The following is a 26,313-nucleotide window of genomic DNA, read 5'->3' as shown; positions in this document are numbered from 1 at the left end:
GGACTGCTATGTTAAAACAATATTCATTTGAAGAAACTGCGGTGCAGACCTTCGACGACAAGACGCCATTGGCCATGAAGACGGAGAACCTCCAAGTCTTTTACGGGACCAATCATGCCATGCACGATGCCAACTTGGCCTTTCCTAAGAATCAGATCACCGCATTGATTGGGGCGTCTGGTTCTGGGAAGTCGACGTACTTGCGGTCATTGAACCGAATGAACGATGGCATCGCCACGGTCACCGGCAAGATTTGGTATCACCACGTTGATATCAATGAACCGACCGTTAATATTTACGAGATTCGCCGGCACATCGGCATGGTTTTCCAACGACCTAATCCGTTTGCCAAGTCGATTCGAGAAAACATTATCTATGCGTTACGGGCCAATGGTCTGAAGAACAAAGCAGAACTAGAAGAACGTGTGGAGAAGAGTTTGCGTGGCGCGGCGCTGTGGGATGAAGTCAAGGACTCACTGGACAAGAGCGCATTATCTCTGTCCGGGGGTCAGCAACAACGGCTGTGCATTGCCCGGTCAATTGCGATGGAACCCGATGTGCTGTTGCTAGATGAACCTTGTAGCGCGCTGGATCCCATTTCCACGGTCAAGGTAGAAGAGACGCTGCTAGAACTGCAGAAGAAGTACACGATTATTATTGTGACCCACAACATGCAACAAGCTGCGCGGGTCAGCAGTCAATGTGCCTTTTTCCACTTGGGACACGTTATGGAATACACGCCGACGGGAACGATGTTTAGCAATCCACAAATTCCAGTCACCCAAGATTATATCGCCGGGAGCTTCGGTTAATCGAGTTCGTGGGTCAGTACAAGACGCTGATCCACGAGCTTTTTTGAGTGCCGTCAAGACCTTGCTTGTCGTATAATGAACATATCAAGGTTTTGGGAGGAATTGCCGATGAATAGGAAAGCGTGCATGGTGGGGGTGGCCCTCTTGGGCGCGCTGGCTGGCGGAACGGTGACGGCCAATGCTAGCACCCAATATCTGGGAGTCACGACCCACAAATTTTTACAGACCAAACGTAAGATTGTGACCAAAAATACGGCGAAGACTGCGACCATCACTATCCCCAAGGGGACCGTCGTGCAGATTCAAGCCATCAGTGCCAGCAATGGTAAGACGGCGGTCGGTCTGAACATTAATCAGTTGAGCTATCACATTCGCAAGACGGACCACCAAAAGGGCCTTATGACCCGGTCGATTGCGGCGACCACGAAGAATTTTAAACACGTCTCCGTGCCCAAATACTTAGCATTTTACGCGACACAAAAGACCTATCCCGATGGTGCGTTGCGCAACTACAAGGGTGATGGTAATCTGTTCAAGGGAACCAAGTATCCGAAGAATGACACGAAGGCCAAGCTGGCCCGTGTACACATCACGCCGGATGGTTACCTGGAGTATTATAAGCGCAGTGCCTTTATTAATAAGAAAGTTGACGGCAAGCCCACGACATCGGTCAAGATTACTAAGGCTGTGCGGCCGGGGAAGAGCGGCAAGACGACCCTGTACACCAAGAGCGCGGTGCCCAAGGCCATTGGGACCAAGGTCAAGACTAGTGGTAAATACCGTTACAAGATAACGATTAAGCGGCTTAAACAGTATTACGCCACCACATTTTATCAGTCCAAGACCAAGAACGTCTTGAATTCCATTGAGATTGCGGCCGGCTACCAGGTCGGTAAGCAGCAGTACTTCATGAGCGAGTCCACGGTCTACCCAGCTTAACCAATTAAAAAAGCAGCAAGTCCCTCAGCGTTGACTGAGTTGACTTGCTGTTTTTTAATGATGCATCTTGAATTCCAAGTAGCGGTCGTTGTATAGCTGGACCTTGGCTGGCGACAAGTCACGGTAGACCTGCAGGTGGTCAAGGGTGGTTTGCGTCGGGTAGAACTGCCGGTCGTCGCGGACTGACTTGGGTAACAGGGCCTTAGCCTTGGTGTTCGGCGTGGCGTAACCAATGTAGTCCGCGTTCTGGGCCGCGTTGGTAGGTTTGCTCATGAAGTTCAGGAAGGCGTAAATGGCGTTGTAGTGTTGCGCCGTCTTGGGGATGACCAGGTTGTCGATCCACAGGTTACTGCCCTCACTCGGCACGACGTAGTGGAGGTGATGGTTGTTGGCCAGCATTTCTGCCGCCTCACCGGACCAGTCCACCGCGATAGCCGCCTCGTCTTGGGCCATGTACATCTTGATTTCATCAGCCACGATGGCTTTCACGTTGGGCGCCAACTGATTGAGCTTCTTCTCGGCAGCCAGCAATTTCTGCGGGTCAGTCGTGTTCATCGACTGATGCTGGGTGACCAGCGCCATGCCCATGATGTCACGAGCCGAGTCGATCAACATGATTTGGTCCCGGAACTTGGGTGACCAGAGATCTTGCCAATGCTGAACCTGACTGGCTTTGACGAATTTGTCATTGTAAATGATGCCCAGGGTGCCCCAGAAATACGGCATGGAGTAACGATTGCCGCGGTCGAAGGACTGGTTGAGAAATTGCGGGTTGAAGTTGTGCCAACCGGTCAGACGGCTTTTATCCAGCGGCTGAAGTAAGTGGGCGCGTTTCATCTTTGCGACCATGTACTCGCTAGGCACGGCCAGATCGTAGTGCGTCCCGCCCTGGTTGATCTTGGTGTACATGGCTTCATTGCTGTCAAAGGTCTCAACGTTGACGTGATAACCAGTTTCCTTTTGAAATTTCGTCAGGAGGCTGGGATCAATGTAGTCGCCCCAATTGTAGAGGTTCAAGACTTTATCACCAGTACTGCCGCTGGAGCGTTCCAGTTGCGAACTGCTATAGGCAAGTAGGCCGCAGATGGCAAGCAGGCCGATAATCAGACTCACTAAACGTTTCATGAGGCCACCTCCCGCTTACGATGCTTACGCTTGCGACTGGCTTGTTGGATCCAGTAGTAGCCGCCCACCAGTAACAGTGAAAATAAAAACATGACCCCGGAGAGCGCGTTGATCTCCAGGTTGATGCCTTGCCGGGCTCGCGAGTAGATTTCCACGGACAACGTGGAGAAGCCGTTACCGGTCACGAAGAAGGTCACGGCAAAGTCGTCTAGTGAATACGTCAATGCCATGAAGAACCCCGCGAAGATGCCGGGCGAAATGAAGGGGATGATGACCTGTGACAACAGTTGTCGGGTCGTGGCCCCGAGGTCTTGCGCGGCATCCAGCATGGACGACGACATTTCCCGTAGCCGGGGGAGGACCATCAAGACCACGATGGGAATCTCAAAGGCAATGTGGCTCATCAGGACCGAGCCAAAGCCCAGGGGAATCTTGAGCATCGTGAAGAAAATCAGGAAGCTGGCCCCGATGATGACGTCGGGCGAGACCATCAAGACGTTGTTCAGCGTCAGGAGTGAGTCGCGCGTGACCCGCTTGGTGGTTCGGTTGATGCTCAGCGCGCCCAGGGTCCCAATCAGTGTGGCAATCAATGAGGACAATAGAGCGACTAACAACGTGTTAGCCACGATTGCCAGCATCCGCGCGTCACTGAACAGCGTTTGGTAATGGCGCCAGGTGAAGCCGTGATAATTGGTCATGGTCTCGCCCTGACTGAAGGAATAGACGATCAGAAAAATAATCGGCGCGTACAGAATAATGAAGACTAGAATCAGGTAGGCCTTCGCCAATCGTTGTTTCATCGTGGTGTCCCTCCCTTCGGCCGTTGATCTCCGGTCAGGGTCATGACGATAATCATGGCGATAATCAGGACCACCCCAATCGTAGATCCCATGCCCCAGTTCATGGTGGTCAGGAAATGTTCTTCGATCGCCGTCCCTAGGGTGATGACCTTGTTACCGCCAATCAGGCGCGTCAACATGAAGAGGGAGAGCGAGGGGATGAAGACGGCTTGGACCCCAGCCTTGACACCGGGCAACGTCAGCGGGAAGATGACCCGCCGAAAAGTCTGCCAGTTGCTGGCACCGAGGTCACGGCTGGCGTTGACGAACGCAGGATTCAGGTCGTCGAGCGCGTTAAATATCGGTAGAATCATAAACGGAATCTGGATATAGGTGGCCACGAAGATAAAGCTGGCATTGGTGAAGAGAATTTGTTGCGGTCCGATGCCGATGAACGTGAGAAACTGATTCGCCAGGCCAGCCTGACTGAAGATGCCAATGAACGCGTAGGCCTTCAATAAAATATTGATCCAGGTCGGCAAGATTACCAATAATAGCCAGAACTGACGGTGTTTCAATTGATGGAGAAAGTAGGCCGTGGGGTAGCTGATCAGCCCGGTAAATAGGGTAATCAGAAAGGCATACCACACGGAGTTCAACGTCATCTTGAGATAGGTGGCGGATTGGAAATAAGTGCTGTAATTGCCGAACGTGAAGTGGTGGCCCAGATCAAAGAAGGATTGGTAAATGATCAAGGCGACTGGTGCGATGACGAACAGCACCAGCCACAGGCCGTAGGGGATGAAGTATAGCCAGGTCTTACGTTTCGTCACGGGTCTCATCCTCCGTTTCGTAAGTCTCCAGGCGCGCGTCGAATTCGGCTTCCTTCTCGCCAAAGCGCATGACGTGCAGGTCTTGGGGGCGGAAGGTAATGCCCACGGCCGCGCCGTCCTCTGCGGGGTTGACTGAGTGGATCAGCCAGTCATTGCCCAGATTGTCGGTGGCCGCGATTTCATAGTAGTCGCCGCGGAACAGCTGGGTGTTGATGGTTACCGTTAGCTTGGCGTGGTCAGGGTCGGTCAGTGTCAGGTCTTCAGGGCGAATCACGATTTCGACCGGTTCGTTGACGGGAATCCCAGCGTCAGCACACTCAAACTGGTGGCCGCCGAACGCCACTTGGAAATCGGCAATCATTTTACCGGGTAAGATGTTACTCTCGCCGATGAAGTCGGCGACGAAATGGTTGATGGGTTCGTCATAGATGTCGACCGGCGAGCCACTCTGCAAGACCTCGCCTTGATTCATGACAAAGATCTCATCGCTCATGGCGAGGGCTTCTTCCTGGTCGTGGGTCACGAATAAGAAGGTGATGCCCAGCCGTTGCTGGAGGTCACGCAATTCGTATTGCATTTGGCGGCGCAGCTTGGCATCCAGTGCGGACAGGGGCTCGTCTAGCAACAGGACTTGCGGTTCCATGACGATAGCACGGGCAATGGCGATCCGTTGTTGTTGCCCCCCGGACAACGCGCTGATTTCACGGTCACCGTAATCGGCAAGTTGGACCAGTTTCAGCGCTTGGGTCACGCGTTTTTCAATTTCAGGTTTCGGTGTTTTTTTCAAGGTTAAGCCAAAGGCCACGTTTTCCGCCACGGTCATGTGGGGGAAGAGGGCGTAGTCTTGGAAGACAGTGTTGACGTTGCGCTTGTTGGCGGGCACGGCATTGATTCGCTTCCCGGCAAACAGCACGTCACCTTCAGTCACATCGGTAAAACCAGCAATCGTACGTAAAATCGTGGTCTTACCGCAGCCTGATGGGCCGAGTAGGGTGTAAAACTTCCCGGGCTCCAACGTCAGGTTAATATTTTTCAAAATCGTATGGGAGCCGTAACGCTTGGTGACTTGACGCAATTCAATAATCGATTGGGACATCAGGCGACCTCCTCTAAGATAATTTTGGTTGCGGCCGTAACGGGGCAACCTTTTTGATTATAGCGGGTTTAGCGGGAAAATGAAACGAAAAAAGATGGCGATTGAATCAGCTAATTTAGACGTGAGATTTAGGGCAGAGACTATCCAAAAACGGCCGAGACCAATGGCCCCGACCGTGGGATGTTGCCTATAGCCTAACAGGCGCTGACAACAAAGACCATCGTCAGGCTAGTGGATGTGTCTAAAATTAAGCGGACCGTCTAAAACCGTCGTTCTAAGACGAAGGCGCGTCCGTAAGTTTGCGGTGTGCTGATCGGTGATGTCGCGAACTATCCCAACGAGTTAGCCGCGGTCGGTGGCCCACAACACGGTTGAATGTGCGACCGCGGCTAACAGGGGATGCAGCAGTTGATGCTTGAGGTTACGCTGAATATAGCACTTTTTGTTGATGGCGGTTGCAGAGAAAAATACTTTCAATTTATAGTGAAAAAAGTCGCACAAAATGTTGCAATCGTAACAGCTATACCTGATAATTAAGAGGTTTCCTACCCACACTAGCAACAGTGGGGAGGTGAATCCTTATGTTGCAAGTTTTTTTTTGCGCCACTCGTTGTTGGACTCCTGGTTGCCATCTTTACGGACTGGTTGGAACGTAGGCGGCATAGGTAGCTTTAGGTGACTTCTGACCCACCCGTTTATTTAATTTGACGTATAAAAAAGCCTCCGACTAGTCCAATAGTCGGGGGCTTTGGTGAATCCAGTGTTACAAGCTTCTTTTGTACCTTAAGTATACCACAATTGTCATAGATGACAACTGGCAGGCTCAAAACGAGTCATCCTATGAACAAATATGAAAATTAAAAACTGCCAGCCGCTAAGCTAACAGTTCCATGTTGCCCCTGCCAAGGTGTGTTTTCAGCGATAGCCGCGCAAAGGCGACTATCTGCGGTGAAGGCAAGTGTACGCGAAGTTGCCATAAAAAAATGAGAACGTTATCGTAGCCACGCTTGGTGCCACCGTTCTCATTACGGGCATTCTTCAATGGACCCTACCGGATTTGAACCGACGACCTCCTGCATGCGAAGCAGGCGCTCTCCCAACTGAGCTAAGGGCCCATACCACTTATGCTTTCCATTATATCACGATGATTGAAAATGTTAATGCAAAAGTGGATTTTGACTTTAAAAATTTAGTGCTTGAACTTCTCGAAGAGGTGTTGCCAAAGGCTTTGGCTATCCGTTTGTAGCATCAACCGCTGGTATTGGCGACCAATATAAATGGCGAAGAGGGCCGTTGCCACAATCAAGATAGCCAATGATCCCCATTGCTCGCCCCAACCTGCGGTACCATTGATGATCCGCATCGGCATGAAGTATGACGAGAAGAAGGGGACGTACGACAGAATTTTTACGGCCAGCGCATCCATATTGTTTTGGAACGGGAAGGTGGCAAAGAAGCCTAACATCCCCAACATAACAACCGGTTGGGCGGCCTTAGAGGCATCCTCAGCTTTGGCAACCAAAGCCCCACTGTAGGCGGCCAGAATCGTGTAAATAACCACGCCGAACAGGAGGTACAGCATGTTTAGATTAAACAGGTTGTGGAACACGCCACTGACCAGGGCTTGATGCGCGACGACCAGCCGGTGAATGCCAGCGTAGTTCATGGCGATGGCGTATCCCGCCCAGCCACCTAACAGGTAGATGACGATTTGGGTGATGATCATCAGGAGAATCCCGGTAATCTTACCCACAAAGTAGCTGGTCGCCGTGGTACTGGAGAAGATGATTTCCATAATCTTCGTACCCTTTTCCGAGGCGATTTCCTGGGACGTAATCGAGGAATAGGTGATGAGGATGATATAGATCATGGTCACCAGTACCCAGAAGGAAATCAGTCTGACCAGGTTGGAGGTCCCGGCCTTAGTGGCGACGTGTTGTTTCAACACGGGTGTTTGGGCCAGGGCCTTTTGTTGCTTCGGCGATAAGTTGGCCGTTTGATAGTTTTTGACCTGCTGGTATTGCGTCAGGAAGTTCTTGACCTGCGCCTGTAGCCCATTACTCATGGACTTACTGCCATGATAATCGCCGCGTAACCGGGCACCGTCATTACTAAGGGTCAGGTAGCCGGCCAAATGGTTGGCCTTAACGGCTTTTTTGGCGGTGGAGACCGTGGTGATCTTGGTATTGATGTTGTCCGAATGCTGCTGCAGATAGCTGGTACGCAGGGCCTTGGTGTTACTGATTACGGCGACTTGGCTACTACTTTGATTGCTATTGGCGCTGATATAGCTGATACCGGCCGTTAAGGCAATCATCAGAAAGGGGCCGAGGATCATGAACAGAAAGCTCCAGGATTTGACCTGTCGCAGATAAGTCTCAAAGGTGACGACCCAGGTTTTAGACATGTTCCTCACCTACTTTCAAGCGGAAAATTTCGTCCAGGGTCGGCGGCTGTTGACTGAATTCTTCAATGTAGTGGCCCTGCGTCAGTGCGTCAAAAATGGCGGGGCCCGCGGTGGCCGCGGTCAGGTGCAGGATGTAACGGTGACCATGGCGGTGCGTGACGCTGGCAACACCGGGTAACGCGGCCAGTTGTTCGGTCGACCAACTGGTGGTCACGAAGAGTTCGGTCTTGCCAAATTGTTCGCGAACGTCATCGAGGGTGCCGTGCAAGACCACGTTGCCCTTGCGTAGCATCACCAGCCGGTCGCACACTGCCGTGACGTTTTCCATGTCATGGCTGGAGAAAATAATGGCCGCCCCCCGTTGCTTGGCGGTTAAAATGGCCTGCTTCAACAAGTCAGCGTTGACCGGGTCCAGCCCACTAAATGGTTCATCTAAGATGATGAGCTTGGGTTCATGAATCAGCGTACAGATCAGTTGGACCTTTTGTTGGTTCCCTTTGGAAAGGTCCTTGATCTTACTCTTTCGGGTCCCCTTAACGGCGAAGCGTTGTAGCCAGTCGTCGATCTGGGGCCGAATGGCCTTGGCCGATTGTCCCTTGAGCCGGGCCAGGTAAACGATTTGCTGTTCAATGGTGAGCTTCGGCATTAAGCTTCGTTCTTCTGGCAGGTAGCCGATTTGGTCGAAGTCTTCAGCGGACAAGGTGTGGCCTTGCCACTGAATCTGACCGTTGTAGTCAATGAAATTCAAAATACTGTGAAAAGTGGTGGACTTACCGGCGCCGTTTTGACCGATCAAGCCTAGTATCTGGCCGTCAGGGACATCAAAACTCACGTCATTGAGCGCCTTGACGGGGCCAAATTCCTTACTGATGTGCTGAATGCTTAACATGGCATTTTCGCTCCTATCGCGATTGATACTGTTATTATACGCATACCTGGGTTGGAAACTAAAGGCGGGTAGACACTTTGTAAGGTTGCTGTCATCTAAGCGCGTTGTACCATAATATTAATTATAATACGGGGGAGAGACTAAAACGGCCAACCAGGGCAAAGGGGCCCGGTTGGTCGTCTTGAACGTTTTTACTTTCTATTCTGCGGTTGCGCAGTACTGTTGACCTGCGCTTGCGCCGGGGCCACTTTACGGGCCGGACGCATGTTGAAGATGATGTTGAGCAAGACGGCGGAGAAACTACCGATGACCACGCCGTTGTTCATGACGATCTGTAAGGACTGGGGCAGGGCTTGGAAAATCTGTGGGTAGACCGTGACGCCTAAGCCCAAGCCAATCGAGATGGCGGAGACCAACAGGTTGTTGTTGTCCTTGAAATCAACTTGTTGGAGCATCCGGATGCCTTGTACCCCAACCATCCCAAACATCACGATCATCGCACCACCCAAGACGGGATCGGGAATGACCGTTGCCAATGCCCCAATCTTAGGCAAGAGACCCAGCAGCATCAAGAAGGCTGCGGAGAAATACAGCGGCTTACGCGTCTTCACGCCGGAGAGTTGGACGACGCCGACGTTTTCAGAGAAGGTTGAGTAAGGGAAGGTGTTGAACAGGCCGCCCAGAATCACGGCGATGCCTTCTGCCCGGTAACCACGCTTTAGGTCCTTTTCGCCAATTTGCTTGCCGGTGATCTCACCTAAAGCAAAGAAGACGCCGGTCGATTCGACCATGGTGGTCAACGAGACTAAGATCATGGTCAGAATCGAGGACCACTCGAACTTGGGCGTGCCGAAGTAGAAGAATTGGGGCAGGTGGAACCAGCTGGCTTGGCCGACTGCTTTCAACGAGACCATTCCCATGGCCGCCGCAATGAACGTCCCAATCAAGATACCAGCCAGAATCGACAATGACTTCAGGAAGCCTTTTGCAAAGGCGTTGAGGCCCAAAATGATACCCATGGTCAAGAAGCCGACCAGTAACATCTTGGGGTCACCGAAGCTCTTAGCCGTCGCGTCGCCGCCACCCAAGTCCTGAAAGCCCACGGGAATCAGGGTGAAGCCAATGATGGTGATGAGAGATCCGGTCACGACTGGCGGGAAGAAATGCTTGATCTTCGAGAACCAGCCAGCGCTTAAGAAGACGAAGATACCGGCGCTGATGATGGCCCCGTACATGACGCCCACCCCGTACTGATTACCAATGGCACTCAATGGCGTCACGGCTTGTACCGCACAGCCTAACACGACAGGCAGGCCGATCCCGGTCAACGGGGTGCGCTTGAGCTGCAACAAAGTCGCGACCCCACACATGAAAATATCGGCACTGATCAGGTAGGCCATTTGCATGGCGTTGAAGTGAAGCGCGCCCCCAATTAGGAGGGGCACAATGACGTCGCCGGAATACATTGCTAATAAATGCTGAAACCCTAAGATGGCCGCACGCCATGTGGAAAGTGGCTGGCTGGTCGCTGATGATGTGGACGTTGTTGATTTGGACTGCAAGACAATTTCCTCCTTGATGTGATGTCTATTCGCCCGGTTGATGAAAACAAAAAAACTCCCTTTGCAAAAAGGGGGCTTTGAAAACTCGCCGACGAACTCTTTTCATCGGCAAAAAGAGTTTCGTCCTCAATTTGCTTATAGTCCAGAATTTACGGTTCTGGGTAGAAACTCGCCAACCTTATTATGGCATTATATAGGCAATCACATATTTTTAAATTAGAATGACACTTACTTTACCACGTGCTCCTGAAAAAAACAATCCCTGTTGTCATTTCCGGATTTTGTGCCAGAGATTTTTCAGAATGTCGCCGAACCAGTGGAGCACCGGGCCCCAGTCGGCCATTCCGCCCGATGAACTGTACTTCTTGGGATGGACGTGAACCCCGGGAACATAGACTTTGTCGCGATCTTCGTTTTTTGACATTTATGAGTCATCCTCTCCGAATTCTAACTTAATTTTACCGCAAGTAAGGTACAATGTGGATAACGAGTTTGAGAGAGCTGCCACGCGGTTCAGTCTCCCAACACCACTCTGATCCTTTGACGAAAGAAGCTGACAGTTTTGAAGAAAATTTTAGCCATTCACACCGGCGGCACCATTTCCATGTCGCAAAATGACCAAGGCGAGGTCGTTCCCAACGCCCAGAACCCGATTGCCCAACAGGAGACCATCCTGGCTGGCCGCGTCGAGTTATTTACCGATGAGATGTTCAATCTGCCCTCACCGCATATGACGCCCGTGGAAATGCTGCAAATCAAGCAACGCATCGCTCAGGCCGAACGTGACGGCATCGACGGCGTGGTCATCACCCACGGGACCGACACGTTGGAGGAGACGGCGTACTTCTTAGACCTGACGCTACCCAGTACGATTCCTGTCGTGGTGACAGGGGCTATGCGCTCGTCTAACGAGGTCGGTTCCGATGGCCTGTATAATTTTCAATCCGCTATCGAAGTGGCCGCAGACGACGCCTCACGGGGCAATGGCGTGATGGTCGTGATGAACGACGAGATTCACACGGCGCGCTACGTGACCAAGACCCACACCACCAACGTGGCCACGTTCCGGACACCGACCTTTGGCCCGATTGGGATTGTCGCCAAGGATCACGCGGTGTATTTCCAAAAATTAATTCGCCAAGACACCTGCGACATCGACCACGTCACGGCCGGCGTATACCTCTTGAAGGCCTACGCGGGGATGGATGGCAGTTTATTTGATTTTCTCGACAACGACCGGACCACGGGATTAGTCATCGAAGGTCTAGGCGCAGGAAACCTGCCACCGCAAACCTTACCGGCCATTCAGCGCCTATTGGACCGGCAAATTCCCATCGTCCTGGTCTCACGGTGTTATAATGGCGTCGCCGAAGATATTTACGACTACCAAGGCGGCGGCATCGAACTCCGGAAAATGGGATTGATGTTGTGCCAAGGCCTTAACGGTCAAAAGGCCCGTATCAAGCTGTTAGTCGGACTGAGCGCCGGTCTGACAGGACAAACACTGGCTAAATTTCTGAGCACGGCCGTTTCTTAAGCAACGGTAACGTACTTGACGGGCTATTTCTGTCAATATATGGTAAGATTTTCTGCATAGTAAGAAAAAGGGGGTCGTCATGTGAATTCAATTGTGAATGACTTAAACCGGGCATTAGATCGGCATTTGCTGGTCAATGTGTACCAAACAAATCAAGATGTGGTTTATACCGGATACGTGACGGCAGTTGGCGCAACCGGCATCATCTTAGCCACCTATGATGACTTCGGGATATCCGATGGCGCCGTCTTCTTAGCGTTAAATGTGATCGATGAAGTTGAGTTTGCTAGCGAAGATTTGGAAAATATGGCGTTTCGGATTCAACTTGCGCGGGATGAACAATTCATTCAAGCGGGTGGCTTGTCCATGACGCTCGATGGTCGTCGGGACTTGCGGCGACAGGTGTTGAGTCACGCTTGGGTCGACCATTTAGTCTTGATGATCGTCTTGAAAAATGATGAACACTTCTACGAAGGCCTGGTCACCAGCGTTGCCAGCGACGTGGTGGGGGTCCAGTTGATCAATAAATTTGATTTCAGCGACCAGCCAGCCTTGACGTTGAACCCAGCTGACATTGAAGTCATTGAATTTCAAGGCCGCGAGTTGACCCTACAAGGCATCGCGGCGTCACGGCTACGGCAGTTGGCCCATGAGGACCAAGTAGCCGTCACGGATGCCGACCAGTTTCACGATACGCTGTCACAACTAGTGGGCAAGGACCCACTGGTGGCACTGATTCCCGAGCACAATCGTGAATTATTCTACGTCGGCCGCATCAACGCCCTGACAGACGATGCCGTCATCTTGAGCCTGCTCGACATGACGGGGCAGTTCGGGGGCTACACCCTGATGCGCTTGAGCGAGTTACACGCCATCGTGATCGAGTCGGATTACCTGCAGACCATGCGCCTGTTCACGCTCCTCAACCGGGCTCGGCAACAGCCGATTCAGCCGGTATTAAACGACGAGCGGTTGTTCGATGAGACGGTCGATCAGTTTCAGGCGCGCTTGAGCCAAGCCGCGGCGTTTCAAACCATCGTTCACATCAAACTTAAGGGTGGCGATGACCTGAGCGGCTATCCCAGTCACGTTGCCGGCGGCCGGTTCATTTTCCACAAGGTGGAAGACGTCGACCTCGACCACGTGGGGACGGTTTATCAGATCAGCGATGTGGACGAGATTTCCTTCGGCTACATGGACGCTTACCTGGTCGAACGCCAGTTGCGCATCGAAGGTGAACCTTAGACAGCCGCCTGTCGTTGCGCGAAAGTCTAGGCTGGAACGCTGGTTAAATTGGCTAAACTGGATGCCTGCGGCTGCTAAAAACTCCACCTGCTATGGGGAACACCTTCAGCCAAAAGGCGGGCTTCCAGTTCGCTTGTGCTAGGTTACTGGGTCGACACAGCTGGCTACGTTCTTGGCAGCCTCCGGCGGGTTGGTGCGTGAGGGCAACTGGTTCTAAGCGCTGGTTGTCATTGACAAGTCTTACTGTAGCCGTGAGTGAAGTGAAATCTAGGCTCAGCCGGGGAATTTAGTAGCGATTCTTGCTACTAAATTGGTGACTTTGAGACGTGGTTTTCGGCTCAAAGCAAGGTCCGAGACCGTTCTTTGGCTCGGGCCGTCCTCCCCCAGCGTTCCAGCCTAGAGCTTCACGTAACGGTAAGGCGGCCGGTCAGATCTATGTCCAATTTAAAATTTGAATCAAATTGACTAACTGTGGCCGGGATTGCCGGCCACTTACATAAGGAGTTTGTTAAACATGAAATGGCAAAATTTACCGCGCTGGGCACGGGACACGATCTCTGTCGTCGGCGCAATGGCAGTTTTGTTGGTCATCTACGATGCGTTTTTTGCCAAGCACGTTAACTGGGTACTGGTACCCATCCAAATCGTGGTGGCATTATTAGCCGTTGGCGTGTGGAGCTACTTTAGCTACCGCAGTCAGCAGAAACGCAAGCTGGCTGAGCAACAGAAGGCCGAGGCAGCTAAACAGCGCCAAGAAAAGCGCGAAGCCGAAAAGGTGGCCGGTGCCAAGATGGCTGCGGCGACCCGGGAGAAGAACTTGGCGCGCAACCAGGCACACCAGCAACGGCGAAACGACTAAGGAGGGATCGCGGTGGCAGCTGAACTGAAATTTTGTCCGCATTGTGGCGCGGCTGTGAGTGCGACTGATACGGTTTGTCCGCAGTGCCAGACCGACCTGCGACCTTACCGGGAGTCCCCCAAGCCGCCAGCTAAGAGTCAGAAATTAAATTTGTCATCGCTGTACGCCAACCCGTACCGTGAAGGCATGAAACGTTTGCAGGCCAAAGAAGGGGCTACCACTAGCAAGTCAAAACGGCGCTGGCACTGGCCCTGGTCAAAGGAGTGACAACAATGGCTGAATTTGCAGTGATTCGCGGCGACATCACCGAAAGTAAGGTGGATGCCATCGTCAATGCGGCGAACACCACGCTGTTAGGTGGGGGTGGCGTTGACGGTGCCATTCATCGTGCGGCGGGGCCAGAACTTTTTGCGGCCTGCGTCCCACTGAACGGGTGCCGGACGGGTGAAGCTAAGATCACCCCTGGGTTTAAGCTACCAGCCAAATGGGTGATTCATACGCCAGGACCGGTGTGGCACGGTGGGCAACAGGGCGAGCCAGAGCTGTTGGCCAGCTGTTACCGCAATAGCTTACGCCTGGCCATGGCGCACGGGTGCCAGACGGTTGATTTTCCATCGCTGAGTACTGGCGTATACGGTTACCCGCTAGAAGACGCGGCGGCCGTGGCGACCCAAACGATTGCGACGGTCTTGGCCAAGAGCAATGATCTCCAGCGGGTCCGGTTAGTGGCGTTTGACGATGCCACTGCGGCGGCCTACCGTGGTGCTTGGGCGCAAGTTGTCGATTGAATTAATTTGTAAACAAATAGACGCACCAAAACGTTAGTGGGTTTCCCTAACGTCTTGGTGCGTCTGGTCTTTTCATTCGTGTTGTTAGTGGGGCTTTGTGGCAATGAACCCCTTTAAAGCACTCTGTTCCTCGCTGGTTGGGGCGAGTTCACCGGTCTTGATGGCGTGAAACTTCTCGACGGACAGCCGAGAGCCAAAGGCCATTTCTCCATCTGTCTTATCGTATTTCTTTTGGTAGGCGATGATTGCTTCGGCCAAATCGTTTAATTCTTGACTCATTAATATCCCTCCAAATGATAATCCTAATGACTGCTTAAGTTCATTATACTAAACTTTTCAAAAAGCGGTGGAATAAGTCCCGATATCTGGAAGTTTTTTTCAATAAAGCTTGCTGAATCGGGAAAAATTGCGTAAAATTAAATGCAATATGAAAACGGGTCGGACTGCGGTTGTCAACCAATGTTGCGAATTTGTTAGAAAACTAACGTTAGCCTGTCACAGTTTTGCAATGCGAAGCGGTTAAGCTAGTTATTAGATTATTTTAGTAAGCTGACTGTGAGGTGGCAGGGTGAATTTAAGACATATTATTGGCAGCCTCATGGCCGCAGTGATCATTTTGGGCGTCGTGAGTGGCCTTGCCTGGTTCACGATGGGCAAACGCACTGTGACGCACCAAAGTACTACTCCCGTAGGCGTTTTGGACGCCCCACACGTCCGTAATTTTCGGGCTAGTGTGAAATAACGCGGAATTATCCGCCCCGAAGTCGGGTCTCCCGGCTGTGTCATTTTAAACTTTTGGTAATCATTGTGATTACACACTACAGTCACTTGTAGTTTATCAAGCAGGAAAACAGGTCGGCCTTCGGGCAGGCCTGTTTTTCTACACAAAAGTCACGTTGGTATGTAAGGTGACTCAACATTGTCGGGAACTAAAAAGACCTGTCCAGATTAGGATAGGTCTCGTGTGTATTGGTCGTTAATAGGCTTCTCAGTAGCCTGGTACAGAGAGCTGAACTAATTGTTGATTAACGCTTACTCTAGTAGCTGAAACTCTGCCAAATATGGGTTCAGCCGTGGGAGTTACCTTAGCGGCAGGTTTTATGCCGGTTAGGTAACTGGCGACTTTGAGACACGTCTTTCGGCTCAAAGTCGAGGAGACGAGACCGAACTTTGGCTCGTCCCGCCGCCCACCGCGTTCCGACCCATATTTGGCAGACTGCAGGCGGTCAGCACGGACCGTGTCACTAGCGATTAATTAAAATGAAACCAGTCACTCTGATTGCGGCGGACATCACTGCGGATACCGAAGAAGTAGATCAGAAAAGCCGCCACGGCCACACCTAGCACCACCGTCCACAGCCAATTTTGCGTGTGGATGAAGGTGAAGTAGGCAAAGCCCAGGGTGCTGAGGCCAATTAAAATCAAATTAAAGATCAGGTGCTTGCTGTGAATGAAGGCGACAGCAAGCGCCATGACGACGGCACCACCAAACATGTTGTCACCACTTAATTTGCTACCAGGATTGCTGAACAGGGCGTACAACTCAATGGCTGCGCCCAGCGCCACAGCCAGGTAACCGAAAAATTCTAGAAATGTTAAACGTGACGTTTTCAAAAGTGCCACCTGCTTTCTTTCGTACGGTAGCTCCATTATAACGCTCGTTTAACCGGTTGAAAATACAGATGCTGCGTTAGCACCAGTCACTTACCACTTTTCTTGGTCCAACGCCATTTGCCAGAACTGTAATTCATACCAGCTGCTCTTTTTGAAAATCTCTAGTAGGGCGGCCGTGTTATCTGGCGTGGCGACATAGTTGGCTAAGGCCAGCTGATCGTGCATGGAACTGGTGTAATCATCGGCGTTATAGGTGTCAATCCAAGATTGATAGATGGGGACTGGAGAACCCGTGCCCGCCAACGCCTGACCAATTTCCGCGTACAGCCAGTAACATGGTAACAGGCCAGCCACGGCACCCGCGGGCCCCTGAGTCATCAGCGACCGGTAAATGTGGCTGATGTAGGCGTAACAGGTGGGCGCCGGGGACTGTTGGGCAATCTCTTCGGCCGTGACATTGAGGCGGTCGAAGAAGGTTTGCCGGACGGCGATTTCACCGTCGCGTAGACTGGCAGCACCCGCCCGGAGCTGTTTGACAACACGGGGGTCGTTGCTTTGGTCGGCGGCCAGGTCGTGGAGCTTGCCGAATTCGTGTAGGTAGTAATGGTCTTGAATCAAATAATAGCGAAAGGTTGCGGCTGGTAACGTCCCCGCCTGTAGTTGTTGGATGAAGGGATGGCGTTTGGACGCGTCCCAGAGGGCTTGGGCATTGGCGTGCGCTTGATCAGTAAACATACAAAAACTCCTTTATTTTTTAAGGTAGGCCGATGAAGAGACCAACTTGAATGGTCACTAGGCTGAGGGCGAAGAGCCACCAGTCGCGGGACCGTAATGCGACCGTGACTGCGTGGGTGCGTGGCGTCCCTTCCACAAAGCCGTGTGAGGTCATGGCGGCAGCCAACTGGTCGGACCAGTTCATGGCAGCGAGGATGACTTTGAAATACAGTTGCGGCGACCACACGTGCAGCTCCTGACCACGCATCAACGCGGCTGCCCGAATAGTGGCGACCTCCGCTTGGATCTTGGGCATCAAGTTGAATGCGGCCAGAAAGCCGTAAGCGAATTTCGCCGGCAGCTTGGCGTTTTGTTCCAGCGAACGGGTTAGCGTCAGAGGATCGGTGGTCTGCGTGAACAGCCCGCCCATGTAAACGTAAACGAACATCCGCGTGAATAAGACGATGAGAAAGTGGTGGCTGGCCGTGCCTTGCAGGGTCAACGACCAGACCAGGGCGCTGGCGAAGAACAACGGTACCAGCGTCAGCCACAACAGCCGTCTGAGCGTGATGTGATTAAAAAGCATCAGCCCGAGGCTCACGATGATGAGGGCCACGTTGACCGCCCAGACCTGCGTGAAGGACACTTCCAGGGCAATCAACACGACCAGTGCTAATTTCAAACTCGGATTCATGTTGTCGCCTCCTGGTAAGTGAGTTGCTGGTGGTCGAGCGCGAGATGCAGCGTGATCAGGTCGTCCAGGCCGCTGAGTTGGTGGCTGATCATAATCAACGTCAGCTTGAGGTCGCGCTGCACGGTCGTCAAAATCTGCATGACGACTTGAATGGACGCAAAATCCAGGCCCTTCAAGGGTTCGTCCAGCAGTAAGACGTTTGGCGCCATCATCAGCATGCACAGAAGCTGCAACTTCTTTTGCTGGCCACTACTCAGGGAGTAAATAACCTGGTCGACGTGGTTGGCGAGGTGCAGCTGGGTCAAGAGGTCCTGCACCCGTTCCGGTGTGAAGTAGGTCTGGTTGCCGAACTTCTGTGACAACGCCAGTTCCTCGGCCACGGTCACGTTGAGAAATTGGGCGCTGGCCGACTGGAACATCAGGCCGACCTGCCGCGCGTACCGTTTCCGAGAGAGCTTGTGAATGTCTTGTCCATCGTAGGTGATGCGGCCTTGGTAGTTGCCCAGCCGTACCAGGGCACGAAACAGCGTGGATTTGCCACTGCCGTTAGGGCCAGTGATCAGGGTCGCTTGGTGAGCAAACAACGACAGATCCTGTGGCTGTAATAACTGGCGTTGCGCGTGCCCCAGGGCCAGTTGCGTCCCCTGCAGGCTGACGGTGAGGTCGTCTGCGGGCAAGGCCACGTGGGTCAGCCGGAGCTTGTCGGGGGTAAAGGCGGCAAAGCGAGCCTGGGTGGCAGCGGGCGACAACAGGGTCAGTTTACCCGTGTCCAACACGGCCAAGTGGTCCACCCAGCGGTCGTAATTACTCAGATCGTGGTCGGCCAAAATGATGGTCTTGCCGCGTTGCGTACACAACGTGACCAGCTTTTCCAGCAGGGCCAGCCGAGTGGGCGGGTCGATGCTAGCGAAGGGTTCGTCTAGCAAGATGACGTCGCTGTCCATGGCAACGATGATGGCCAGCGCGACCTTCTGTTGTTCGCCGCCGGAGAGTTGCATCAGCTGGCGGTCGCGGAGGTCGGTGATGCCGATGAAGTCCAGCGCAGCCGTGACCTTAGCGGGGATGGCCGCGGGATCGACCTGCTGATTTTCCAGAGCGAACCGTAGCTCGTTGACCACGGTGTCCATGGTGAACTGCGTGCTGGGTTCTTGGAAGAGCATGGCAACGGTCGCGGCACGTTTTGCCGGCGCAATCTGCGCCAACGGCTGGCCATCAAAGGTGATGGCTCCGGCGTCGGGGAGTGGGGTGAGTCCCGCAATCAGCTTGAGTAAGGTGGACTTCCCACCACCGGACACCCCGGTCAGCAGGGAAAATTTGCCGCTGGGAAAGGTCACGTCGAGGTCATCCAAGACCGGCTGCGTGCGTTTGGGATAGGTAAATGTAAGTGCATGAACGGTTACAGTGGCCACGAAAATTCCTCCAATGTGAAACAGGGTTGGTAAAAATAAGGGTAATACATAGATTGTTTACGTTAGCGGTTTCAATTGCGTGGTGATGGGCATTGGCTGAAAAACGGTGCCAACGACCATCGCCAGTTGTGCGAGTAATCTGGTGCGAGCGGGTAGACTCTTGTCTACTGAGGTGATTACTAAACGACAATTCGTTTGGTCCTTAGTGTTGTCTGGCTTTACAGTTGGCTTGGGACAGCGTATAGCTACCAATCGTAGCCGAGAGTGAAGTGAAATCTGGGCTCAGCCGGGGAATTTAGGGGCGATTTTTGCCGCTAAATTGGTGACTTTGAGACGTGATTTTCGGCTCAAAGCAAGGTCCGAGACCGTTCTTTGGCTCGGACCGTCCTCCCCCAGCGTTCCAGCCTAGAATTTCACGTAACGGCAGGCGGCAGCAGTCTCAAGCTACTTAGTGCTGACGTTAGGTAAGACGTGGGCGCGGGCCAGCAGGTTGGTGATCAGCTTGGTCAGCACGCCACCGAAGAGGAAGACGGAAGCACAACGAACCACGAACAAGAGAATCAAGAAGCCGGGATGATAAGCAGCGTAACCACTCCGGAACAGGTCCCAAGCAAAGGTCACAATGGCGGTCGTCAGGCAACTGATGGATAGACTGGCCCAGTTGTAACGCTTGTAGCCAGTGGCGGCGAAGCCAATCTCGGCGCCAATCCCTTGAACCGCACCAGAAATTAAGGTGCTGGCTCCCCAGATGCCGCCTAGAAACATTTCAACCACAGCACCTAGGAACTCGCCAAGTGTGGCGGACCCAGGAATCCGGATGATGAATCCGGCCAAAGGGCCAGCCATGACCCAGATACCTAGTAGAATTTCATTTGCCAAGGGTTGCAGTCCAAACGGGGCCAGTGCGGCCGCTAGAATCGTGTAGACAGGATTAATGATCCAGAAAATAACACCCATAAAAATTGCGAGAATCGTTACCAGAATAATATCGCGGATATGCCAACTTTTCATAAAATGAAGCCTCCTATGAGAGTATTGACGGGGGTGCCCAACGAATAAAAAATCCCCCACTAAAGTTACTTAGTAGGGGTTCATTGATAGCACAAAAGTACGCATTCCCTTCGCTGGTGTTAACCAGAGCAGGTTCAATGGGTTTGATCTCAGCCGCGAGGCACCCCAGTCGTATTTGATTACCCTTAGCGTAACCAATTTAGCGGGTAAATGCAACCGTGACTGGAAATTATTGTGGCCAGTCATTGAGTTGTTCAGGATGGAAACGTTTTTTACAATTCAGTTACAAAGCCAGCCGAAGACATCTAAAGCGGTGAACGTGGCTATCGTGGTTAGGGGAGGCGTGCTATTCTATATAGTTAGTTAGATTAATTATTAAAGGATAGGAAGTATTGAATTTATGAGAAATTTACATCTCAGTCACTGGGCCATGGCAGTTGGCATGCTGGTCGCGCTGGGCGGTACGGCCACAACCACGGTGCCCGCCGAAGCTGCGGCTTATCACACCGTTAGCACTAAGAAAATCAAGAAGACGGCCTATCACAAGAAACACAGTAGCGGGGCCATCTACAATAAAGCGCACACCAAAAAGGTCAGCAGCTTAACGACCCATCCCCACACCACGTGGTACGCCACCAAGCAGGCCACGCTGAAACACGGCAAGTCCACCGGTATTTACCTGTACGTGCAGAATAGTAAGCACAGTGTGAAGGGCTGGATTTGGCACGGCTACCTGAAGAAGGGCAAGGCACCATTTGTCTTGACCAAGGCCAAGGCGGCGGTCGCCATGGACGCCAAGACGGGGAAGGTCGTCTGGTCCAAGCACGCCAACACCGCGCGGCCCATCGCTTCCGTCACTAAAATCATGACATTGTACCTGACACTGAAGAAAATCGATGGCAAGAAGAGTCGCTGGAATCACAAGGTCAAGATTACCAGCCGCGGATTGGTGTCGATGAGTCGGAGCGCCGATTGTGGCGGTTTTCATTTTAAATTAAATCACCGCTACACTGTTAAACAGCTGTATTACGCGGCCTTCCTGGATTCATCGAACAACGCCGCGATTGCCCTGGGCAAATGGGTCAGCGGCAGTAATAGCAAGTTTGTCCGGAAGATGAACGCCCAAGCCAAGTCTTGGAAACTGGGCAGGGCCCACTTTGTCTCGGCATCGGGTCTGGAAAATAGTGACCTGCGGCGCTTCGGCTATGCTTATGGCAAGGCCAACACCAACAAGGTCTCCGCCAAGGACGTGGCGTTGATGGCGCGGCACCTGATAACGGCCTATCCCCGCGTCTTAAAGGACGGCAAGATTGGCTCGATGAAGGTGAACGGCCAAGTTTGTCACAACTACAACAACCTCTTGAAGGGGCGCAAATACTACCGCGCTTCTTTGAAGGTCGACGGCTTGAAGACGGGCTACACGCCAAGCGCGGGCTACTGCTTCGTGGGTACCGGCCACAAGACGGGCAAACACCGCGTCATCACAGTGGTTTTGCATGACATCAACGAGTTCACGGAGACGCGGTCGTTGATGGAACATGCTTACCGGCTGAGTAGTATGAGCAACTAGTTCTGCTATGGGGAACGCCCCCAATTAAAGGGCGGGTGATAACCCGTTCAGCAGCAGTGCACGTGAAACAGGTCAATTGAATCGGTAAACGCGGAATGTCAGGGCGAAAGTAAGGTCCTGGCATTTTTGTGCTTAGGGAAAATTGGCAGATACTTGGCTAGTGTGATAGTGGTGAGACGAATACCGGGCTATCAGCAATGAAGCTGACTGTTTTCTGTGTAGCCGGGAGTTCGCTAGAGATGAGTTCAGCTGTGGGAGTTTTTTTAGCAGCTTGCTGGTTAGAAAACTGGCAAGTTGGAGACGTGGGTTATCTGCTCCAACTTGAGGTCCAAGACCGATTTTTGGCTTGGGCCGTCCACCCTCAGCGTTCCAGCTCATCTCTAGCGAACGGTAAGGCGGCCAGTACCACCCGTGTTGCCGGTTCAATTTCAGATTGATTAACGCCCCAACTGATTATGGCAAGAAGTGGTGGATTACGCGAACGTTACGTCCCCAACAAGTTAGTTACAAAGTCGCACGCAGCCTTGTTGCACCGGGATTGCCCGTGTTAGGGTAGTTGTGGAAGCTTGCACAAGGAGAGGACAATTCATCATGAAAAAACAGCGTATCAAATGGGCCGCACTGGCGGTCTTATTCACAGCGGCAATGGGAGCTGGTATCAGTGCTGAGACTGCCCATGCGGCGGTGTACACCACGGTCTCGACCACGAATGTGACGAAGACCGCGTACCACAAGAAGAGTACGGCCGGTGCCATTTATAACAAGGCCCATAACCGCAAGCTGGCGACCATGAAGGGTTATCCCAACACGACTTGGTACGTGACGCAAAAGGCGACGTTGAAGCATGGTAATTCCAAGGGGATTTACTATTACGTGGCGAATAAGTCCGGTGCCGTGAAGGGCTGGATCTGGCACGGTTATCTGCAGAAGGGTAAGGCGCCGTTTGGCCTGAAGTATGCCAAAAACGCGATTGCCATGGACTATACGACTGGTGAGGCCGTTTGGTCCAAGAAGGCCAACACCGCGCGGCCAATTGCCTCCGTGTCGAAATTAATGACGCTGTATTTGGTCTTGCAAAAGGTCGGCAGTGGGTCTGGTAGCTGGGACGACGTGGTCGATACCAGCAGCAAGGGCCTGATTGCCATGGGCCAAAGCGCATCGTGTGGGGGCTTCCTCTTCAAGAGCGGTCACAAGTACACGGTCCAAGACCTGTACTATGCGGCGTTTCTGGACTCCTCTAACAACGCTGCCATCGCGTTGGGCAAATGGGTCGCTGGGAGCAACGCCAAGTTTATCCAGCAAATGAACGCGCAGGCGAAGAGCTGGGGCTTGGATAAGGCCAGTTTCGTCTCCGCCTCTGGTCTAGAAAACAGTGACTTGAAGGCCTTTGGCTACGCTTACGGCAGTGCCAACGCCAACATGGTCTCCGCCAAGGACGTGGCGCTGATTGCCCGACACTTGATCCAGGATTACCCCCGGATCTTGACGGACGGCGCCATTGGCTCTAAGACGGTTGATGGTCAGACGGCTTACAACTACAATAACCTGCTGGCAGGCCGGAAATATTATCAGTCAGCCCTGAACGTGGACGGTTTGAAGACCGGGTACACGCCACTGGCCGGCTACTGCTTCGTTGGGACGGGCCAAAAGACCGGCAAGCACCGGGTCATCACGGTTGTGCTTCATGACATCAATGAATTCACGGAAACACGGTCACTGATGAACAAAGCTTACAGTGATAGTAGTATGAATGCTTAATCTAAAAAACGGCAGTCGCTAGATGGGCTGCCGTTTTTGATTATCGTTCCTAACCTAACCAATCGTTGGGATGGTCAAAGGCGGTTTGGAGGCGACTGAAGAATTGGCTCACGTGATAGCCATCCGCCACGGCGTGATGAATCGTCACGGAGAGGGGCATTTGCCAGCGCGCATTTTCGGCCTGAAATTGCCCGGCTTGAATCACCGGAAAGAAGGTGTTCAGCGGGGTGAAAGGCAACGGGGTGTAGCTGGTGAAGTGCGTCCAGGGGATGGTACCAATCATGTAGGTGTTGGCGCTTTGAACAGGCTTGGGCATGGGGGTGTGCTGATCGCCGTACTGCTGTTGATCCGCTAAGTAATTGGCGTAAAAGGCCGTGAAGTCGGGGTCGTAAGCGGTCCAGAGATTCGAAATCGTGTGGTCATCGGCGTGGAAGACTGAATACGATGGGTGTAAGACGTCGTAGCGGACCAGGTCGCCGGTGGGCGTTTGGCCAATACGAAATTCTGGCAGCTGGGCAATCACGGTCGAGACCAAGTAAAGGTAGGCGGGCGTAAATTTCAGCTGCCGCGCAGCAAGCCAGTCCTTGGTCGCGGTGACGTCGAGGTCGGCGGTCAACGTGAAGCCGGTGGGCATCATTTTGGTAAAGTAGTAAAAGTATTCGCGGCGTGACCAGGTGGTCTGGTCAATGGCGGTATGGATGGTATTCAGTGTCATGAGGTCTCCTTAACATGTGGGGGTTAGGCGCGGTAAGTCGGATTGCGCCAGTAGTCGCTGCCGTCGGTGGTCCGCTGCAGGAAGCCGTAATCCACCAGGTAGCGACGAATCAATGGAAAGTCAGCGTAAATGGGCTGCAGGTGTTGAGTCAACTCGCGCTCGGTAAAATGTTGGTTGGCGGGGATGTCGGCCGTGATGCGCTTGAGAATGGCGAGGATGGCCTTCTGATGCTTGGGCCACCGTGCCAGAACTAGCGGCGCGGTCGTGGTAAAGTATTTGGCCACCAGCGCTTGATACTCGCTGGTGGTGATGGCAAAGCGGTCATCCAGATTGCCAGCCTGGTCGGGAAGCGTGATCAGCGTATCCGTAGCGGCCGGTTGATTGAAGACTTGGTTGTAAATGGCCAGGTACAGCTTCGCCTGCTTGGCCTTTTCGCGGAAGGTAAACTTTTGGTGGCGCACCGTTGCCGCCGCGACGTGGGCCTCCTGGGCAATCGTGGCGTCCTTTTGACCCTGACTGAAGGCCACGAGTAGCGCCCGTTGCTTGGGCGTGAGCGTATTGTATTTGCTGGACGAATTGATGAGCTGGGTCAAGGCATCCGGGTGCACTTGGGTCAGGTGCTGGCGAATCATTTGGTCGGCCGGAAAGTAGCGGTCATTCACGGCAAAGACCTGATCCGTGGCAAAGGCTGCGTTACAGTAGTTGCAGACGTAGGCGCTGGCGGTCTGATGCCAGCCTTGTTCAAGTTCGGTGAGTGTCAAATCTTGTAGAGCCATTCGCAATTCCTCCAATTTTTCACCAGTATACAAATGTTTATCGTATTAGTCAACACATTTTCAAATGATTATGATTAAACTAAACAATTTCTGGAAGAATTTTCCAAAAACAGCGCCAGACGTTCGTTAGCTGAAAGACCATTCTAAATACATCAGCCTATGCCCAAAATCGCAACCGCTTACGCCGGCGCCTGGCGCAGGGCCCTTAAGAATCGGTAAACCGGCCACCCCATTATGATTTTATTTGTAAGCAAATATCGTTGCGTTAGGTCGCCAGGCCCGGTATGATGGGATTACATGAAATAACAGAAGGGAAGATGAGCGCAGTGATTCCACGGTTGATTGCAACGGATTTAGACGGCACATTTTTAGATGGTGTGGGGCGGTATGACGCGCTTAAATTTGACCAGCAGTTAGCGGCAATGAAAGCCCGTGACATCCGCTTTGTCGTGACTACCGGCGACCCGCTTGACCATGCCCAGAGTCTCTTTTCCCCGCTGAAGAATCGCCATGAGATTACCTACGTTGTTGAGGACGGTGCGCTGATCACGTCTGCCAACGGTCAAGTGCTGAAGACAGCGGCCATCGCGCCCTCCCTCTGGCTAGCCGCGGTGACTTGGATCAAGCGCGACCCCATCATGGCGGATTGCTTTATTTTGGCCTGTGGCTGGAAACGCTCGTACACCCAGCTGGCGGCGGATAGTCAACGGTTTCGCGACTCACAGGAATTCTATCCCAGCTTGACGCACGTTGACCAGCTGGCGACGGTCGGCGACGCTATTTTAAAGCTGGATCTGACCTGGTTAAAGACAGACATCACGGCCCAGGTAGCGGCGTTCAATCAGCGCTTCGCCGGTGCGTTGGTCGCGACCAGTAGTGGCTTGGGCGGGATGAACGTGACGCTCCCCGGCGTCAACAAGGCCGCCGCACTGGACTTTCTCGGAGAACGGTGGCAGATTGGCACGGCGCAAATGGCGGCGTTTGGGGATTCCGGTAATGATCTGGCCATGCTCCAACAGGTCGGTCAAGGATTTGCGGTCGCCAATGCGGCGCCAGAGGTCTTGGCGGGCGCACCGCAGCAGTTGGTGCACACCAATGAGGATGGCGCCGTCTGTGAACAAATTGACCAATCGTTGGTTTGAGTAGCGGCTTTGCTAACCAAGTCAGAGAAGCGACCACCC

The 26,313-nt window shown here is 52.8% G+C and carries 28 protein-coding genes, 1 tRNA gene and 2 riboswitches; of the genes, 11 read left to right on the top strand and 18 right to left on the bottom strand.

Annotated elements, in window-relative coordinates; genetic code table 11:
* Positions 1-8: 8 nt before the first annotated feature.
* Together pstB and NGM66_RS00245 are read left to right on the top strand one after the other, a co-directional pair.
* The gene (pstB, locus tag NGM66_RS00250; RefSeq protein WP_208908903.1) at positions 9-812 is read left to right on the top strand and encodes a phosphate ABC transporter ATP-binding protein PstB; all 804 of its coding nucleotides are present in this window, start codon (positions 9-11) and stop codon (positions 810-812) included.
* A gap of 108 nt (positions 813-920) precedes the next feature.
* Complete coding sequence (locus tag NGM66_RS00245; protein ID WP_208908911.1) at positions 921-1,751, top strand: hypothetical protein; 831 nt, start codon at positions 921-923, stop codon at positions 1,749-1,751.
* 54 nt (positions 1,752-1,805) lie between these two features.
* On the opposite strand, the gene NGM66_RS00240 is transcribed toward NGM66_RS00245, so the two are convergent.
* The 10 genes from NGM66_RS00240 to NGM66_RS00195 all read right to left on the bottom strand — a co-directional run bounded on the left by NGM66_RS00240 (position 1,806) and on the right by NGM66_RS00195 (position 10,866).
* A complete protein-coding gene (locus tag NGM66_RS00240) occupies positions 1,806-2,876 on the bottom strand; it encodes an ABC transporter substrate-binding protein (RefSeq protein ID WP_208908913.1) in 1,071 nt (356 codons plus the stop codon).
* Complete coding sequence (locus tag NGM66_RS00235; RefSeq protein ID WP_208908915.1) at positions 2,873-3,676, bottom strand: ABC transporter permease; 804 nt, start codon at positions 3,674-3,676, stop codon at positions 2,873-2,875. The genes NGM66_RS00240 and NGM66_RS00235 overlap by 4 nt, the downstream gene beginning before the upstream one ends.
* Positions 3,673-4,497 (bottom strand): ABC transporter permease, encoded by an 825-nt coding sequence (locus NGM66_RS00230; protein WP_208908917.1) that lies wholly within the window; start codon positions 4,495-4,497, stop codon positions 3,673-3,675. Before NGM66_RS00230 ends, NGM66_RS00235 begins: the two co-directional genes overlap by 4 nt.
* Complete coding sequence (locus tag NGM66_RS00225; protein WP_208908925.1) at positions 4,475-5,584, bottom strand: ABC transporter ATP-binding protein; 1,110 nt, start codon at positions 5,582-5,584, stop codon at positions 4,475-4,477. The genes NGM66_RS00230 and NGM66_RS00225 overlap by 23 nt, the downstream gene beginning before the upstream one ends.
* 342 nt (positions 5,585-5,926) lie before the next feature.
* On the bottom strand, positions 5,927-6,061 hold the full coding sequence (locus NGM66_RS00220) for a hypothetical protein (RefSeq protein WP_258115281.1): 135 nt from the start codon (positions 6,059-6,061) through the stop codon (positions 5,927-5,929).
* A 565-nt stretch (positions 6,062-6,626) separates the two neighbouring features.
* Positions 6,627-6,699, bottom strand: a tRNA-Ala gene (locus tag NGM66_RS00215).
* Positions 6,700-6,773: 74 nt separating this feature from the next.
* Entirely contained in the window at positions 6,774-7,991 is a 1,218-nt protein-coding gene (locus NGM66_RS00210; protein ID WP_208908927.1) for an ABC transporter permease, read from the bottom strand.
* Complete coding sequence (locus NGM66_RS00205; protein ID WP_208908929.1) at positions 7,984-8,880, bottom strand: ABC transporter ATP-binding protein; 897 nt, start codon at positions 8,878-8,880, stop codon at positions 7,984-7,986. Before NGM66_RS00205 ends, NGM66_RS00210 begins: the two co-directional genes overlap by 8 nt.
* Positions 8,881-9,071: 191 nt before the next feature.
* Positions 9,072-10,442, bottom strand: a complete 1,371-nt coding sequence (locus NGM66_RS00200) for a nucleobase:cation symporter-2 family protein (RefSeq protein ID WP_208908931.1) — start codon at positions 10,440-10,442, stop codon at positions 9,072-9,074.
* A gap of 118 nt (positions 10,443-10,560) precedes the next feature.
* Positions 10,561-10,659, bottom strand: a riboswitch (purine riboswitch).
* Positions 10,660-10,710: 51 nt separating this feature from the next.
* Positions 10,711-10,866: a hypothetical protein gene (locus tag NGM66_RS00195; protein WP_208908933.1), complete on the bottom strand. Its 156-nt coding sequence runs from the start codon at positions 10,864-10,866 to the stop codon at positions 10,711-10,713.
* A gap of 129 nt (positions 10,867-10,995) precedes the next feature.
* On the opposite strand from NGM66_RS00195, the gene NGM66_RS00190 reads away from it, so the two are divergent.
* From NGM66_RS00190 to NGM66_RS00170, 5 genes are all read left to right on the top strand, one after another.
* On the top strand, positions 10,996-11,979 hold the full coding sequence (locus tag NGM66_RS00190; protein WP_308706578.1) for an asparaginase: 984 nt from the start codon (positions 10,996-10,998) through the stop codon (positions 11,977-11,979).
* 81 nt (positions 11,980-12,060) lie between these two features.
* The gene (locus NGM66_RS00185; protein WP_208908937.1) at positions 12,061-13,224 is read left to right on the top strand and encodes a hypothetical protein; all 1,164 of its coding nucleotides are present in this window, start codon (positions 12,061-12,063) and stop codon (positions 13,222-13,224) included.
* A 514-nt stretch (positions 13,225-13,738) separates the two neighbouring features.
* The gene (locus NGM66_RS00180) at positions 13,739-14,083 is read left to right on the top strand and encodes a DUF1682 domain-containing protein (RefSeq protein WP_208908939.1); all 345 of its coding nucleotides are present in this window, start codon (positions 13,739-13,741) and stop codon (positions 14,081-14,083) included.
* A gap of 12 nt (positions 14,084-14,095) precedes the next feature.
* Positions 14,096-14,350, top strand: coding sequence for a zinc-ribbon domain-containing protein (locus NGM66_RS00175; RefSeq protein ID WP_208908941.1), 255 nt, complete (start codon positions 14,096-14,098; stop codon positions 14,348-14,350).
* Positions 14,351-14,355: 5 nt separating this feature from the next.
* Positions 14,356-14,871 (top strand): O-acetyl-ADP-ribose deacetylase, encoded by a 516-nt coding sequence (locus tag NGM66_RS00170; protein ID WP_208908951.1) that lies wholly within the window; start codon positions 14,356-14,358, stop codon positions 14,869-14,871.
* Positions 14,872-14,955: 84 nt separating this feature from the next.
* On the opposite strand, the gene NGM66_RS00165 is transcribed toward NGM66_RS00170, so the two are convergent.
* Positions 14,956-15,150, bottom strand: a complete 195-nt coding sequence (locus tag NGM66_RS00165) for an LBP_cg2779 family protein (protein WP_125577738.1) — start codon at positions 15,148-15,150, stop codon at positions 14,956-14,958.
* 289 nt (positions 15,151-15,439) lie between these two features.
* Between NGM66_RS00165 and NGM66_RS00160 the strand changes: the two genes are divergently transcribed.
* Positions 15,440-15,613, top strand: coding sequence for a hypothetical protein (locus NGM66_RS00160; protein WP_208908954.1), 174 nt, complete (start codon positions 15,440-15,442; stop codon positions 15,611-15,613).
* 509 nt (positions 15,614-16,122) lie between these two features.
* Here the strand turns inward: NGM66_RS00160 and NGM66_RS00155 are convergent.
* From NGM66_RS00155 to NGM66_RS00135, 5 genes are all read right to left on the bottom strand, one after another.
* On the bottom strand, positions 16,123-16,485 hold the full coding sequence (locus NGM66_RS00155) for a hypothetical protein (protein ID WP_373418435.1): 363 nt from the start codon (positions 16,483-16,485) through the stop codon (positions 16,123-16,125).
* A gap of 90 nt (positions 16,486-16,575) precedes the next feature.
* Entirely contained in the window at positions 16,576-17,220 is a 645-nt protein-coding gene (tenA, locus tag NGM66_RS00150; protein WP_208908967.1) for a thiaminase II, read from the bottom strand.
* A gap of 19 nt (positions 17,221-17,239) precedes the next feature.
* Entirely contained in the window at positions 17,240-17,893 is a 654-nt protein-coding gene (locus NGM66_RS00145) for an energy-coupling factor transporter transmembrane component T family protein (RefSeq protein ID WP_208908969.1), read from the bottom strand.
* The gene (locus NGM66_RS00140; protein WP_208908972.1) at positions 17,890-19,302 is read right to left on the bottom strand and encodes an ABC transporter ATP-binding protein; all 1,413 of its coding nucleotides are present in this window, start codon (positions 19,300-19,302) and stop codon (positions 17,890-17,892) included. The genes NGM66_RS00145 and NGM66_RS00140 overlap by 4 nt, the downstream gene beginning before the upstream one ends.
* A gap of 444 nt (positions 19,303-19,746) precedes the next feature.
* Positions 19,747-20,313, bottom strand: a complete 567-nt coding sequence (locus NGM66_RS00135) for an ECF transporter S component (RefSeq protein ID WP_208908974.1) — start codon at positions 20,311-20,313, stop codon at positions 19,747-19,749.
* Positions 20,314-20,400: 87 nt separating this feature from the next.
* Positions 20,401-20,491: riboswitch (TPP riboswitch) on the bottom strand.
* A 222-nt stretch (positions 20,492-20,713) separates the two neighbouring features.
* On the opposite strand from NGM66_RS00135, the gene NGM66_RS00130 reads away from it, so the two are divergent.
* Positions 20,714-21,883 carry a D-alanyl-D-alanine carboxypeptidase family protein gene (locus NGM66_RS00130; RefSeq protein ID WP_208908976.1) on the top strand — a complete coding sequence of 390 codons (1,170 nt, stop codon included), beginning with the start codon at positions 20,714-20,716 and terminating at the stop codon, positions 21,881-21,883.
* Positions 21,884-22,474: 591 nt separating this feature from the next.
* Positions 22,475-23,641 carry a D-alanyl-D-alanine carboxypeptidase family protein gene (locus NGM66_RS00125; RefSeq protein ID WP_208908985.1) on the top strand — a complete coding sequence of 389 codons (1,167 nt, stop codon included), beginning with the start codon at positions 22,475-22,477 and terminating at the stop codon, positions 23,639-23,641.
* Positions 23,642-23,690: 49 nt separating this feature from the next.
* Here the strand turns inward: NGM66_RS00125 and NGM66_RS00120 are convergent, their stop codons facing one another.
* Entirely contained in the window at positions 23,691-24,356 is a 666-nt protein-coding gene (locus NGM66_RS00120; protein ID WP_208908987.1) for a chloramphenicol acetyltransferase, read from the bottom strand.
* A gap of 23 nt (positions 24,357-24,379) precedes the next feature.
* Positions 24,380-25,132, bottom strand: coding sequence for a DUF2087 domain-containing protein (locus NGM66_RS00115; RefSeq protein ID WP_208908989.1), 753 nt, complete (start codon positions 25,130-25,132; stop codon positions 24,380-24,382).
* A gap of 284 nt (positions 25,133-25,416) precedes the next feature.
* Here NGM66_RS00115 and NGM66_RS00110 point away from each other — a divergent pair, with 284 nt between their 5' ends.
* On the top strand, positions 25,417-26,274 hold the full coding sequence (locus tag NGM66_RS00110) for an HAD-IIB family hydrolase (protein ID WP_208908991.1): 858 nt from the start codon (positions 25,417-25,419) through the stop codon (positions 26,272-26,274).
* The last annotated feature ends 39 nt before the right edge of the window (positions 26,275-26,313 follow it).

Source organism: Levilactobacillus yiduensis (genome assembly GCF_024718525.1).
GTDB classification, from domain to species: domain Bacteria; phylum Bacillota; class Bacilli; order Lactobacillales; family Lactobacillaceae; genus Levilactobacillus; species Levilactobacillus yiduensis.
Note: the sequence above shows the minus strand (reverse complement) of the source record. Positions and strands in the feature narration are given on the sequence as shown.